The sequence below is a fragment of the Exiguobacterium sp. SRB7LM genome, from assembly GCF_015712685.1.
Classification (GTDB): Bacteria; Bacillota; Bacilli; order Exiguobacteriales; family Exiguobacteriaceae; genus Exiguobacterium; species Exiguobacterium profundum.
Genome location: NZ_VWVR01000006.1, coordinates 2,720,260 through 2,732,500, shown reverse-complemented (window position 1 = coordinate 2,732,500; position 12,241 = coordinate 2,720,260). Strand labels below are relative to the sequence as shown.

The window sequence follows — 12,241 nt, the reverse complement described above, 5'->3', positions numbered from 1 at the left end:
GGCAGAAGGGAGCTTGACTGCGAGACCTACAAGTCGAGCAGGGACGAAAGTCGGGCTTAGTGATCCGGTGGTTCCGCATGGAAGGGCCATCGCTCAACGGATAAAAGCTACCCTGGGGATAACAGGCTGATCTCCCCCAAGAGTCCACATCGACGGGGAGGTTTGGCACCTCGATGTCGGCTCATCGCATCCTGGGGCTGGAGTAGGTCCCAAGGGTTGGGCTGTTCGCCCATTAAAGCGGTACGCGAGCTGGGTTCAGAACGTCGTGAGACAGTTCGGTCCCTATCCGTCGTGGGCGCAGGAAATTTGAGGAGAGCTGTCCTTAGTACGAGAGGACCGGGATGGACGCACCGCTGGTGTACCAGTTGTTCCGCCAGGAGCACCGCTGGGTAGCTACGTGCGGACGGGATAAGTGCTGAAAGCATCTAAGCATGAAGCCCCCTCCGAGATGAGATTTCCCTTTGAGCAATCAAGAAAGACCCCTCAGAGACGATGAGGTAGATAGGTCATGGGTGGAAGCGTGGCGACACGTGGAGCTGAATGATACTAATCGGTCGAGGCTTTGATCTAGTCTAATGGTTTGTGTTGATGAATCCTCAGTTTTCAGGGAACAAGCCCTAAAGTCTGGTGGCGATAGCGAGACGGCCACACCCGTTCCCATGCCGAACACGGAAGTTAAGCGTCTCAGCGCCGAAAGTAGTTGGGGGATCTCCCCCTGTGAGGATAGGACGTTGCCAGGCAACAACGCAGGACGACCGAGCATACGCTCGGTCGTTTTTTTTGTATGTTTAAGTGTAATATTTATTTGACTAAATGACAAAAAAATATTACATTCGAATGAGAGAGAACGCTTTTTTAAGAAAGAAGGCATTTAAAAATGGTCAAAAAAACGAGCGGGCAACTTTATAACCGATTAAGTGTGCTACGAGCAGAGCGGAAATGGTCACAGCAACAAGTCGCAGATTTTTTAGGGGTAAGTCGACAAACGATTGTATCGCTTGAACATAATCGATACAGTCCCTCGCTAAAATTGGCATTTGAGATTGCCATTTTATTTGATACAACAGTGCATGACGTATTTCAATATGAAAAGAAGGAGCAACCTTTATGATGTTATGGATCAACATTCTTATCTTTCCAATTTTTCTTGTCATGCTTATCATTACATTGAGGTTTTTGTTTGGAAAGGAAGGCAAGGACGAACGTGGAAAAGAAATTGCAACTACTTCTTATATGATAGCCGCTCCGATTTTCCCCATCGGATGGTTACTTATCGAATGGTATCATCGGTGGTTACATGTCTTGTCGTTTGATGTGTATCGTGATGTGGTTTCACTTCTGATTGGTTTGACGTTTATCGTTCAAGGAGTGACCATCACCGTATTAAAATATCGAATTTGATTTGGCACTCAAAACGAGTGCTTTTTTTTATTGGATGAAACATTTAACGAATGAAGCACGTATAGCATTGTATAGAGTCAGCATGACCTAACAAATGACGAATCAAAGGCATGACGATAAATGGCGTTCCAATCGACACTTTAATCAGTACAAAGAGAGGGGAAACATAATGGGAAATTTTCAGCAGACCCAATTAGACTTGCAACAGCGTATCTCCGAGCGTGATCGACTTGTTCGTAAGCAAGAGATACTAAACAAACAGTTGAACGAGCATGAGGCGGTGCGGAAGGCACTACTCAACACATTCACGAAAGAACAACGTGATGTGTATGACCTTGAAGAATTCTCGCTCGTCAACACATGGCGAAAGTTACGAGGCACGTTTGATGAACAACGGACAATCGAAATGGAAGAGGCTGCTCGCGCTGAACTGAAATTACGAGAACACGAGGCGATGATTGACGAATTGACGCTCGAACATCGAGAATTACAAGAACAGCTCGAGGTTTATGAGGGCATCGACGCTGAGTGGGAGACCTTCTTAGAAACAAAAGAATCCCATCTTGCGAAAGATCCAGCTATTCGCCGAGACCTACACCATCTCACGAATCAACAAGCCGAAACGAATGAACTTCTTATCGAGTATCGGGAAGCCATCGTTGCCGGTAAGGCGGCGCGGTCAACGATTGCAAAAACACTCAAACATCTAGATAGTGCGAAGGGGTGGTCGACGTATGACACGTTCTTCGGGGGTGGCTTGATTGCCACAGCAATGAAACATGAGGCGCTAGATGCTTCCGAGCAAACGATGCACGAATTACAATCTGCGTTAGAGCGTTTCTCCCGTGAATTAGCGGACGTGCAAGGGATTGTTCAGGAGTTGCATGTCGATCGAGGTTCACTCATTCAGTTCGCAGATTACTTTTTGGATGATATTTTTTCAGAATGGACGATGCATGGACGAATCAATGATTCCTTAGATCAAGTGAACGGACTGGATAAGGAAATCAGTGAGCTGATTGCTCGTATGACGAGACAAGTGGAAACGTTAGAACAGAAGCTTGACGAGACTGAAGAAAAAAGAAGACAGCTCATCCTGACGCGATGAGCTGTCTGTCATTATATTTTTAGTAAGGGTTCTTTTGCTTAGTTCAAGGAGAGTGAAGAGAAAATGAGTAAAACGATGGTATTTCTTATTAGAGGGATGGCAGTCACGGGGGCGCTATTGATTTTATCGATTCCATTTTTCTTTAGTTCTCCCATATCGACCACTCTGATCATTGTCAGTTCGATTTCGTTGATTGCCTTTGTGATGTTTACTGTTTCAGCAATCAGGCTTCGAAAACGAATAGAAGATGAATGACGTGTATTTGTTTTTCTGAAACAACAAAATTACCAAAAGGGGGGGGAGAATCATGGAACAATTGATTGAGGGTATCGTACAAAGCGTGAGACCGGATCAACGAACGCTGATTGCTATCTCCGGACACGGGGCAGCCGGAAAATCGACGTTGGCAGAAAAATTACGGGAACGACTCGGTGATATAAACCTGCTTCACACAGACCCGTATATTACAGATTCACAGTTGCGGAAACAAACGATCCTCACGTATCAACACGATGGAACGACCCATCAGTATAAGATGACGGCGTGTCATCCCGCCGCACATCATCTGCTCTCACTCGAGCGAGATGTCCGTATGATTCGGGAAGGGATTGGGTTTTATACGATTGATGTCCCCTATCTAGAGCGGACATGGATTGATCCGGAGAAGGCAATCACGATTATTGAAGGGATGAGTGTCACATTCCTGGATCTTTCATCTTTTGATCAATCGATTTATCTCTACACAGACGGGGAGACTGAGTTCAAGCGACGTTCGCATCGTGATATTCAGGAACGGGGTATGGAGCTGGACTACTTACACGCTTCACATGTAGAGCGACGTCTGCAATATGAATTGTTCATGCATCCGTATCGCCACCACTTTCAAACTATCGTCAATACGAGTAAGGATGGAATTCAAATTGAAAAAACCGCTCACGAGGAGCGGTGACTGAGTAGCGTATCTTCAACGCCAAAGTGATTTGACGCTCTCGAACTCGTCGGCACATTTTTCAATCGATTTGAATCAAAACTCTTCAACGAATGGATTCAGGCGATTCTCTCCGAGTTATCGATTCCAAGATATGTACTTTACACTTCAGATTAGAAGAAATGAGCACGGTAAAATTATTAAAGAAGGGAGTACCTTACTTTGGAAAAACCGTTACTGTGGATTATAGCGGGTGTAACCCTCGTCTTTTTATTGATGGCTACTCAACTATTACTACCCGTTACCTTTCAAGAAATTTTTTCGATTTTACTAGTATCGATTGTTATAGGATCAATCATAGGTGTGATTGCTTCGATTTTGCATCACTATATTATGACTAGAAAAGAAAAAACTAGCTAAAAACATAGTAAAAAGGTCCGAAAAAGAGAATGGAAAAGTATCTTATTCGGAGCTTTTTGATCGATTAACGAATGCTACACATCATCTTAAAAAGTTATCACCGCTCACGAGGAGCGGTGACTGCGTAACGTATCTTGAATGCCGAGACCGAGCTGTTCCTGTTCGCGCTCGAGCTGCTCCCAGGTGAGGGAACGATGACGCAATTCGACGTCGGTCGCCATCGATTCGAGCGTTCGCTGGGTCTCGATGTTGTCGAGCCAGTAGTAGAGGTCGATCCCGTCTTCATGCAAGCGCCAAAACGATTTGACGACCTCGAACTCATCGGCCCATTCTCCGACCGGCTTGAATCCATACTTTTCAACGAATGGATACGGACGTTCTTCCCCGAGCGGGTCGATCACGTTTCGGACGAACATCGGCTCAAGTCCAGCGTGAGCGGTCGCATCGAGTAATCTTTTCAGTTCAGGCATCGGTTCGATTTCGATGTGTTCGATTACATCAAACCAAACTCGTTTGATGTCCTTGTCCCACAATGTAGCCTCTATACTATACGGGGCGCCGGCAGAAGAGGGTGCGTACATCGTCAACTCGAATGAAAACGGAACGTCCTCTTTCGCTCCGGGCTCTAATACAAGCGATAGTGGAATCGGGACTTCTTGAATATCAGCTTCTCGATTGAACTCGTTTCCTTCCATGGTGATGTCTTTGAACGTCGTCAAGAAGGTCAGGGTGAGTTCCTGTAATCGAACGACATTCGTTGTCGGGTTGGAGACGTGCAACGTACCCGTCACGGTCTGCTTCGGAATGAGTGCTGCCGGGTCAAACGTGATCTCGGCTTCGATCTCCGAAAAGAACCATTTCTTGAATCGATTTCCCCATTTGGACATGGCGGTCGCGCCCCTTTTCTCTGATAGTTTATGCTGTTATATCTGTTCCCGATTCCATTTTTGAAAAAACATTAAGAAAATGGTTGCTTTTTATAACTGTCTCGCTTATTATAGAGGATGTCGAAACAATTCAAACCATCGCGGGGTGGAGCAGTCTGGTAGCTCGTCGGGCTCATAACCCGAAGGTCGTCGGTTCAAATCCGGCCCCCGCAACCAATTTTTATTTAATTTCATATGTCGTCGCGGGGTGGAGCAGTCTGGTAGCTCGTCGGGCTCATAACCCGAAGGTCGTTGGTTCAAATCCAGCCCCCGCAACCAATTTTTAAATGAGATAGCGAAACGATAGCGTTTCGTGTTTTTTTTTGCTTAAAATGAAGTGTACAATGAGTACGTATGAGAAGTGAAAAAGGAGAACCATTCATGTATACATTGATTACGCATTCTGCAGCGGAAACGCAGGCGGTGGCAGAACGTTTGGCCACACTCGTCGAAGCAGGGACGGTCATCACGTTAAACGGTGACCTCAGTGCCGGCAAAACGACGTTCACACAAGGGTTCGCAAAAGGACTCGGTGTCACGCGGAACGTCAACAGTCCGACCTTCACCATTATGAAACAATATAAAGGGCGATTGCCGCTCTATCATATGGATGTCTATCGTCTCGAAGATACGGGGGATGACATCGGTCTTGAGGAATATATCAACGGTGATGGTGTCGCCATCGTCGAGTGGTCGAACTTGATCGAGTCCTCCCTCCCGGAAGAACGCTTGGCCATCACGATTGAACGGGTCGGCGACGAAGATCGTAAACTGACACTTGCTCCGACGGGTGAGCGTTACGTTCAAATCGCCAAGGAGGTGCTCGCATGAAGCAATTGATGATTGATACGGCGACGACACGTTTGTCAGTCGCGTTAAGTGAGGCTGGAGAGATTCAAGCCGAAGCGACGGTAATGGTCTCAAAAAACCATGCGGTCACACTCATGCCGATGATTGAACAGCTCATGGCAGCGGTCAAGTGGACACCGAACATGCTCGAACGCATCGTTGTCACGACAGGACCCGGGTCGTACACGGGAATTCGGATCGGAGTGACAACAGCGAAGACACTCGCCTATACGCTCAATCTTCCACTCATCGGTGTATCTGCCCTTCAGCTCATGGCAGCGGCCCCGAATACCGATTTGCCGGTCGTTTCATTGATTGACGCGCGCCGTGGCAACGCGTATATCGGATATTATCAACACAACAAAGCACTAACACATGATCAGCACGCCTCCGTCTCAGATTGGTTGCGACTGAATAGTCAAGGGCGCTTCCTTGTCGTCGGAGACGTGGAACCGTTCCGTGACGTGTTAAGTGAATATGACTATATCGAAGCACCGGCTGCCCATCGATACGGGCGTGCGAGTGATTTGGTCGTCTTCAGCGATGAGACGAGCGATGTCCATTCGTTTGAACCGGAGTATTTGCGACTCGCCGAGGCGGAAGCGAAATGGTTAGAGGGACAAAACAATGGCTGACGTGAAAATTCGTCGGATGACGTGGCTTGATGTCGAGGAAGTGACGAAAGTCGAAGAAGCGTCGTTCGCCATTCCGTGGACAAAAGAGGCTTTCATGAATGAGATGCTTCGAAATGAACAGGCTATTTACTTTGTCGCGGTCCATGACAAACGGGTCGTCGGGTTTGTCGGCGTTTGGACAATCGTCGATGAAGGACATATCACAAACATTGCCGTCTTACCTGAGTTTCGTGGACAGGGCATCGGCAATCAATTGTTAGCGGAACTTGTCGCGTTCGCCAAGTCAAAAGGACTCGTCGGATTGACGTTAGAAGTCCGCGTGTCGAACGTTGGCGCGCAAAAACTATATGAACAGTTCGGTTTTATGCAAGCCGGTCGGAGAAGACGCTACTATCAGGATAATAATGAAGACGCCTATATTTATTGGGCGAAGTTAGGAAGTGAGCCAGAATGAACACATCACTGATTCTTTCGATTGAGTCGAGCTGTGACGAGACGTCTGTTGCGCTCGTCAAAGACGGAAAGACGTTATTGTCGAACGTCGTCTCTTCTCAAATCGAGAGTCATAAACGATTTGGTGGCGTCGTCCCTGAAGTGGCGTCTCGTCATCATGTGGAACGAATCACGTACGTGATTGACGACGCATTGAGTGAGGCCGGCGTGACGATGGAAGACGTCGATGCGGTCGCGGTCACACAAGGACCGGGTCTCGTCGGTGCCCTTCTCGTTGGGATCAGTGCGGCCAAGGCGTTGGCATTCGCCCATCAAAAACCGCTCATCGGTGTCCACCATATCGCCGGACACATTTACGCGAACGAACTCGTCGAAGAGATGAAGTTCCCGCTCGTCTGTCTCGTCGTTTCAGGGGGACATACAGAACTCGTCTATATGCCAGAACATGGTGTCTTCGAAGTCATCGGGGAGACACGTGACGACGCGGCAGGTGAGGCGTACGATAAGGTTGCGCGGACGCTCAGTCTCCCATATCCGGGAGGTCCTGCGATTGACCGCCTGGCAGCGGTCGGGGAAGACACGTACAACTTCCCACGCGTTCGTCTCGAACCGGGTAGCTTTGATTTCAGTTTCAGTGGTTTGAAGTCATCGGTCATCAACGCCGTACACAATGCGGAACAACGGGGAGAGACGGTCATCCCTGAAAACTTGGCGGCGAGCTTCCAGGCGAGTGTAGTCGAAGTGCTCGTCGAGAAAGCGATTCGTGCCGTGAAGGAAAAAGGGGCGAAGCAATTGCTTGTCGCGGGTGGTGTCGCGGCGAACCGTGGCCTCCGCACAGCGCTTCAAGAAGCTGCTACAGCTGAAGGAATTCAACTCGTCATTCCACCTCTTGACCTGTGTGGGGACAATGCGGGCATGATCGGGGTGGCGGCACATCACGCGTATGTGCGCGGTAAGCGCGATACACTAGCGATGAATGCGGTTCCTGGGTTATCCTTAGAAGAGAGCATGACAGTCTAGGGGGAAATAGAGACATGACGAAACGCATCATCATTGGAGGACTCATCGTACTACTCGTCGTTGCGACGTTCTTACAAGTACGTGAGATCATCCGCGCTTACAATATCGCCTATCAAGAGGAGATTGTTCCAGAAGAGACACGAGTGAAGTCACTCACTGGAGAAGAGGCATTAGAAGGTATCGGTCGCGTGACCGGAGAGAATACGCTCATCAAGTCACTATATGGCTACACAAGTGTCGTCGACCAAGAGCCGGAGCGTGTGATCGTCGTCGATCGCAATCTCGGGGTCCAACCAAAAGCGAGCGACGCTTATTATGAAATCGAGCGGGGTCGCGAGGCAACAGAAGAAGAAGCGGCAAAGTTTGATGATTTGATCGAGGAACTCGATGAACAGCAACTGTTCGCACAAGTCATCTCGACGCATGAAGCACGCTATGTGACGAATGGCGAAAAGCCGATGACGTTCTATAAAGTGTTCACACGTGACGTCGACACGAACGAGGCTGTCTTCTTTATCGCTGAAGACGGAACGAAACTCGACTTCCATACGATCGGATTCCAACCACTGCGTTACTTCTAACAAAAAGGTTCAGCCACGAGGCTGAACCTTTTTGAGTGCTTCAAGTTGTTGAAGGAATGTATGGGCGAACGCGAGACATGCTTCCTTTTTTTCATCCGTATCCGGGTCGAATTCAATCTTGAGCGCAGGAACAAGAATGTTCGCACCGGCAGTTTGAAAGGCTTGCTCGACGGTATCGACGGCTGCACAATATTTGGGATAATCCGTGTCCCCTGAACCGAAGGCGGCACACGGCAAACCGTTTAGCGACGATTCTTCCAAATCATATACGAAATCCTCGGCCTCATACGGAACATCTCCGTCTCCCCACGTATACGTACCGAGTATGACTCCATCGTATTCGGCGAATTGCTCGATGCGTAAGGATTCCAAATCGTCAGATATCGATACATCGTGTCCTGCGTCCTGCCATGTATGTCGAATCAGATTCGCGATGTCTTCCGTATTGCCAGACATGCTCACATATCCAATCAGTAGTTTCATTGAAATCACCTCAATAACAGACTAATTGAAAATGATTATCAATGTCAATGATAACGTTGATTGTACAAACAAAACCACGCCTTCAAACAGAAGACGTGGTTTTGTTATGCTTTTGGTTGTCGATAATTCTCTCGATGCCACGTATTGATACGACTCACAATGAATACAAGGAGGGCGAGAATCCACATGAAGAGCGTCTCTTCATAGAAGTGGGCCCACACCGATCCAGGCGCATAGAACGTATGGACCGTCACATCAACCGGCCAGACGACGATACGGATGAAGAGCGTGCTCATGAGCAGGCCGCTGAAGAGACTGAGTAGTATCCCTGGCCACGTCTGAATGATGAAGCCGATGACGACCGGTAAAAAGTAAAAGAGAATAGACGGGACAATCGTCGGCTCCCCGCGGATGAGTTCAGACACGAACTCGGTCCCGGTCGGCACGATATAGGCCAGTCCTGTGAGGAACGCTTGAATGAACTCGATTCGCATGGCACGGGTACGCATCATGTATGGAGTTCCTCCCATTCCGCATAAAGTGCGGTGATCGATTCTTTCGCCGCGTCCGATTCGGTCGACAACTCCTGTGCACGGGCGAAGTCGTTGAAGACGTCCGGCTCACAAAGCAACTGTTCGATCTCGTCGAGACGATTCTCATGTTGCTCGATTGCCAGCTCAATCTCTTCGATGCGCTGTTTGATGCGGCGCTCTTCTCGCTGTTGTTCCTTATCGGCGCGTTGTTTTTTCACGACGACCTGCTTCGTCTCTTCACGGGCGAGTCGCGCCAGTTCCTCGAGCTCTTCTTTCTTCTCGACGTAGTACGAATAGTCTCCGAGATACTCGTCGATGCCGTTCGGTGTGATCTCTAGCACACGCGTCGCGAGTCGATCGATGAAGTAGCGGTCATGCGAGACGAAGAGAATCGTGCCCGGATAGTCGAGGAGGGCATTCTCCAAAATCATCTTCGAGTCGAGGTCCAAGTGGTTCGTCGGCTCGTCCAGGATGAGGAGGTTCGGTTGCTCGAGCTTCAGCTTGGCCAAGGTGAGTCGTGCCCGTTCGCCACCGGATAGTTCATGGACACGCTTCATGACGTCATCGCCACTGAAGAGGAACTGTCCGAGAAGACTCCGTACTTCTTGCTCGCGCATGAGCGGCCAGTCGTTCCAAATCTCATCGATGACACGGTTCGCATCAGACAAGTTTTGTTGCTCCTGGTCGTAGTAGCCGATTTCGACGCCCGTCCCGTAACGGATGTCACCGGTGAGGGCGGTTTGTTGTTTCGTCAACACTTTGAGAAGTGTCGACTTCCCGACCCCGTTCGGACCGACGAGCGCGACGGATTCACCGCGCTGAAGCTGGAAGCGAAGGTTTTGAGCGATTGCTTCCTCGTACCCGATGGCGAGGTCACTCGCGCTCAATACATCGTTCCCGCTCTGACGTTTGATGGAGAACGAGAGAACGGCGCTACGTTCGTCACCATCCGGAGCATCGAGGCGGTCAACTTTCTCGAGACGCTTCCGCACGCTTTGTGCACGTTTCGTCGTCGTCGCCCGGGCGATGTTTCGCTGGATGAAGTCTTGCATCTTGGCAATCTCTTCTTGCTGCGACTCAAACTGCTTCTTCTCTTGCTCGTAGAGGGCGGCCTTCTGCTCGAGATACTTCGTATAGTTCCCGACGAAGCGACGGCTCCGGTGACGTGACAATTCATAGACGACCGAGACGACGCGATCGAGGAAGTACCGGTCGTGGGAGACGATGAGGACGGCACCTTTATAGCCGCTCAAATACTTCTCGAGCCAGGCGAGTGTTTCGATGTCCAAGTGGTTCGTCGGCTCGTCCAAGATGAGCAGGTCGGGACTTTGAAGGAGCATCTTCGCCAAGGCGAGACGTGTCCGTTGTCCGCCGGAAAGTGTGTCGATGCGACGCTCGAAGTCGTCCGGATAGAAACGCATCCCGTGGAGAACCGAACGGATCGTCGCTTCATATTGGTATCCGCCACGTTCTTTGAACGTATGTTGCTCTTCATCATAAGAAGAGAGGAGGCGTTCATATGCAGCGGCGTCATTTAGGATTCGTTCTGAGCCCATGTCAGCCTCCATGCGACGGAGCGTCTTCTCTTGCTCAATCAAGTCCGTGAAGACGGTGAGCATCTCATTCCAGATCGTCTCGTCGGATTCTAACCCTGAGTCTTGCGCGAGATAACCGATCGTGACGTCTTTTGGCTTCATGATGTCCCCGGAGTCATAGTTGTATTCACCAGCGATGACCTTCAAAAGCGTCGACTTACCGGCCCCGTTACGACCGACGAGAGCGACGCGTTCGCCTTCCTGGATTTCAAGTTTTACGTTTTCTAAAATCGGCTCGACGCCGAAGGATTTGGATAAGTTGTTGACTTGCAGTAGGATCAAGTGAAAAAACCCCTTTCTCTCTATTTAGTATACTGTATTTTTCAGCGATTTTAGGTATATTCGTTGAGTGGTCATGTGAATTCGTTTACAATCAAGGTGTATGAAATTCAGATTCGTTTGTAACGTGTCGTAAAAAGGAGGCTCTTTCCGTTGAGTCAAAACGAACCAAAGATTCCACAAGCGACAGCCAAACGGTTGCCACTATACTATCGATTTATTCAAAGCCTGCATGCGTCAGGGAAACAACGTGTCTCTTCAGCAGAACTGAGTGAGGCGGTCAAGGTCGATTCGGCTACGATTCGCCGTGATTTCTCGTACTTCGGTGCGCTCGGTAAAAAGGGATATGGCTATAACGTGCAGTATCTGTTAGACTTTTTCCGAAAGACACTGAATCAAGACGAGATTACGAATGTCGCCTTGGTCGGAGTCGGTCACCTTGGGACGGCATTCGTCAACTATAACTTCCTTAAAAACAATAACACACATATCGTCGTCGGGTTCGACGCAGACGAGACAAAAGTCGGCACGACGATGTCAGGCGTCCCAATTCATCACGTCGATGAGATGGAACAAATCATGAAGCAAAACAAGATCGACGTCGCTATTTTGACGGTACCTTCTGCTTATGCGCAGTCCGTCGCAGACGACTTGGTGCGTTTCGGCATCAAGGGCATCTTGAACTTCACACCGGCACGACTCACTGTACCGGATACGGTTCGCGTCCATCATATCGATTTGTCGATTGAGCTGCAGTCACTCATTTACTTTATGCAACACTATCCAACCGCTGAGGGGGTCCATCAATAATGGAATTACTAGCATCATCACTCGTCGTCGGGATTCCGGGTGGGGCGAGTCTATTCATCATCGCCATCATCGCGCTCATCATCTTCGGACCGAAGAAATTGCCGGAGTTTGGTCGCGCGGCCGGACAAACGCTTCGTGAGTTCAAAAATGCAACGAACGGCATGATGAACGAGCACGACGAGAACGACAAGAAAGCTATCGAAAAGAAAGAGCAGTAAGC

Annotated in this window: 15 protein-coding genes, 2 tRNA genes and 2 rRNA genes (1 of these 19 cut by a window edge); 15 read left to right on the top strand and 4 right to left on the bottom strand. The window is 49.1% G+C overall.

Features of this window, described 5'->3' with window-relative positions:
• The 6 genes from F3H97_RS14845 to F3H97_RS14820 all read left to right on the top strand — a co-directional run.
• Positions 1 to 570, top strand: a 23S ribosomal RNA gene (locus F3H97_RS14845) (it extends 2,344 nt beyond the left edge of the window).
• A gap of 53 nt (positions 571 to 623) precedes the next feature.
• Positions 624 to 740 (top strand): 5S ribosomal RNA (gene rrf / locus F3H97_RS14840).
• Positions 741 to 877: 137 nt separating this feature from the next.
• Entirely contained in the window at positions 878 to 1,111 is a 234-nt protein-coding gene (locus F3H97_RS14835; protein WP_031424468.1) for a helix-turn-helix transcriptional regulator, read from the top strand.
• Complete coding sequence (locus F3H97_RS14830) at positions 1,108 to 1,401, top strand: hypothetical protein (RefSeq protein WP_230872871.1); 294 nt, start codon at positions 1,108 to 1,110, stop codon at positions 1,399 to 1,401. Before F3H97_RS14835 ends, F3H97_RS14830 begins: the two co-directional genes overlap by 4 nt.
• A gap of 169 nt (positions 1,402 to 1,570) precedes the next feature.
• Positions 1,571 to 2,509, top strand: a complete 939-nt coding sequence (locus F3H97_RS14825) for a coiled-coil domain-containing protein (RefSeq protein WP_196431815.1) — start codon at positions 1,571 to 1,573, stop codon at positions 2,507 to 2,509.
• A 307-nt stretch (positions 2,510 to 2,816) separates the two neighbouring features.
• Positions 2,817 to 3,458: a uridine kinase family protein gene (locus tag F3H97_RS14820; RefSeq protein WP_196431814.1), complete on the top strand. Its 642-nt coding sequence runs from the start codon at positions 2,817 to 2,819 to the stop codon at positions 3,456 to 3,458.
• Positions 3,459 to 3,961: 503 nt separating this feature from the next.
• Here F3H97_RS14820 and F3H97_RS14815 read toward each other — a convergent pair.
• The gene (locus tag F3H97_RS14815) at positions 3,962 to 4,744 is read right to left on the bottom strand and encodes a sporulation protein (protein ID WP_159563387.1); all 783 of its coding nucleotides are present in this window, start codon (positions 4,742 to 4,744) and stop codon (positions 3,962 to 3,964) included.
• 139 nt (positions 4,745 to 4,883) lie between these two features.
• Between F3H97_RS14815 and F3H97_RS14810 the strand changes: the two genes are divergently transcribed.
• From F3H97_RS14810 to F3H97_RS14780, 7 genes are all read left to right on the top strand, one after another.
• Positions 4,884 to 4,960, top strand: a tRNA-Met gene (locus F3H97_RS14810).
• Between the two features lie 25 nt (positions 4,961 to 4,985).
• A tRNA-Met gene (locus F3H97_RS14805) sits at positions 4,986 to 5,062 on the top strand.
• Positions 5,063 to 5,164: 102 nt separating this feature from the next.
• A complete protein-coding gene (gene tsaE, locus F3H97_RS14800) occupies positions 5,165 to 5,614 on the top strand; it encodes a tRNA (adenosine(37)-N6)-threonylcarbamoyltransferase complex ATPase subunit type 1 TsaE (RefSeq protein ID WP_196431813.1) in 450 nt (149 codons plus the stop codon).
• On the top strand, positions 5,611 to 6,267 hold the full coding sequence (gene tsaB / locus F3H97_RS14795; protein WP_074034836.1) for a tRNA (adenosine(37)-N6)-threonylcarbamoyltransferase complex dimerization subunit type 1 TsaB: 657 nt from the start codon (positions 5,611 to 5,613) through the stop codon (positions 6,265 to 6,267). The genes tsaE and tsaB overlap by 4 nt, the downstream gene beginning before the upstream one ends.
• A complete protein-coding gene (gene rimI / locus F3H97_RS14790; RefSeq protein WP_196431812.1) occupies positions 6,260 to 6,721 on the top strand; it encodes a ribosomal protein S18-alanine N-acetyltransferase in 462 nt (153 codons plus the stop codon). Before tsaB ends, rimI begins: the two co-directional genes overlap by 8 nt.
• Positions 6,718 to 7,740 carry a tRNA (adenosine(37)-N6)-threonylcarbamoyltransferase complex transferase subunit TsaD gene (tsaD, locus tag F3H97_RS14785; protein ID WP_196431811.1) on the top strand — a complete coding sequence of 341 codons (1,023 nt, stop codon included), beginning with the start codon at positions 6,718 to 6,720 and terminating at the stop codon, positions 7,738 to 7,740. Before rimI ends, tsaD begins: the two co-directional genes overlap by 4 nt.
• Before the next feature lie 14 nt (positions 7,741 to 7,754).
• Entirely contained in the window at positions 7,755 to 8,321 is a 567-nt protein-coding gene (locus tag F3H97_RS14780) for a hypothetical protein (protein WP_074034830.1), read from the top strand.
• Positions 8,322 to 8,330: 9 nt separating this feature from the next.
• Here F3H97_RS14780 and F3H97_RS14775 read toward each other — a convergent pair whose 3' ends face one another.
• The 3 genes from F3H97_RS14775 to F3H97_RS14765 all read right to left on the bottom strand — a co-directional run bounded on the left by F3H97_RS14775 (position 8,331) and on the right by F3H97_RS14765 (position 11,214).
• The gene (locus F3H97_RS14775) at positions 8,331 to 8,804 is read right to left on the bottom strand and encodes a flavodoxin (RefSeq protein WP_196431810.1); all 474 of its coding nucleotides are present in this window, start codon (positions 8,802 to 8,804) and stop codon (positions 8,331 to 8,333) included.
• Between the two features lie 104 nt (positions 8,805 to 8,908).
• Positions 8,909 to 9,316, bottom strand: coding sequence for a hypothetical protein (locus tag F3H97_RS14770; protein ID WP_026824457.1), 408 nt, complete (start codon positions 9,314 to 9,316; stop codon positions 8,909 to 8,911).
• Positions 9,313 to 11,214, bottom strand: a complete 1,902-nt coding sequence (locus tag F3H97_RS14765) for an ABC-F family ATP-binding cassette domain-containing protein (RefSeq protein ID WP_196431809.1) — start codon at positions 11,212 to 11,214, stop codon at positions 9,313 to 9,315. Before F3H97_RS14765 ends, F3H97_RS14770 begins: the two co-directional genes overlap by 4 nt.
• A 150-nt stretch (positions 11,215 to 11,364) precedes the next feature.
• On the opposite strand from F3H97_RS14765, the gene F3H97_RS14760 reads away from it, so the two are divergent.
• Together F3H97_RS14760 and tatA are read left to right on the top strand one after the other, a co-directional pair.
• Positions 11,365 to 12,021: a redox-sensing transcriptional repressor Rex gene (locus tag F3H97_RS14760; protein ID WP_015880579.1), complete on the top strand. Its 657-nt coding sequence runs from the start codon at positions 11,365 to 11,367 to the stop codon at positions 12,019 to 12,021.
• Complete coding sequence (tatA, locus tag F3H97_RS14755) at positions 12,021 to 12,239, top strand: twin-arginine translocase TatA/TatE family subunit (protein ID WP_034770678.1); 219 nt, start codon at positions 12,021 to 12,023, stop codon at positions 12,237 to 12,239. Before F3H97_RS14760 ends, tatA begins: the two co-directional genes overlap by 1 nt.
• Positions 12,240 to 12,241 lie beyond the last annotated feature (2 nt).

Coding starts and splice junctions, on each gene's coding strand:
- F3H97_RS14835 (WP_031424468.1), top strand. CDS start 878: ATGGTCAAAAAAACGAGCGGGCAACTTTATAACCGATTAAGTGTGCTA.
- F3H97_RS14830 (WP_230872871.1), top strand. CDS start 1,108: ATGATGTTATGGATCAACATTCTTATCTTTCCAATTTTTCTTGTCATG.
- F3H97_RS14825 (WP_196431815.1), top strand. CDS start 1,571: ATGGGAAATTTTCAGCAGACCCAATTAGACTTGCAACAGCGTATCTCC.
- F3H97_RS14820 (WP_196431814.1), top strand. CDS start 2,817: ATGGAACAATTGATTGAGGGTATCGTACAAAGCGTGAGACCGGATCAA.
- F3H97_RS14815 (WP_159563387.1), bottom strand. CDS start 4,744: ATGTCCAAATGGGGAAATCGATTCAAGAAATGGTTCTTTTCGGAGATC.
- tsaE (WP_196431813.1), top strand. CDS start 5,165: ATGTATACATTGATTACGCATTCTGCAGCGGAAACGCAGGCGGTGGCA.
- tsaB (WP_074034836.1), top strand. CDS start 5,611: ATGAAGCAATTGATGATTGATACGGCGACGACACGTTTGTCAGTCGCG.
- rimI (WP_196431812.1), top strand. CDS start 6,260: ATGGCTGACGTGAAAATTCGTCGGATGACGTGGCTTGATGTCGAGGAA.
- tsaD (WP_196431811.1), top strand. CDS start 6,718: ATGAACACATCACTGATTCTTTCGATTGAGTCGAGCTGTGACGAGACG.
- F3H97_RS14780 (WP_074034830.1), top strand. CDS start 7,755: ATGACGAAACGCATCATCATTGGAGGACTCATCGTACTACTCGTCGTT.
- F3H97_RS14775 (WP_196431810.1), bottom strand. CDS start 8,804: ATGAAACTACTGATTGGATATGTGAGCATGTCTGGCAATACGGAAGAC.
- F3H97_RS14770 (WP_026824457.1), bottom strand. CDS start 9,316: ATGATGCGTACCCGTGCCATGCGAATCGAGTTCATTCAAGCGTTCCTC.
- tatA (WP_034770678.1), top strand. CDS start 12,021: ATGGAATTACTAGCATCATCACTCGTCGTCGGGATTCCGGGTGGGGCG.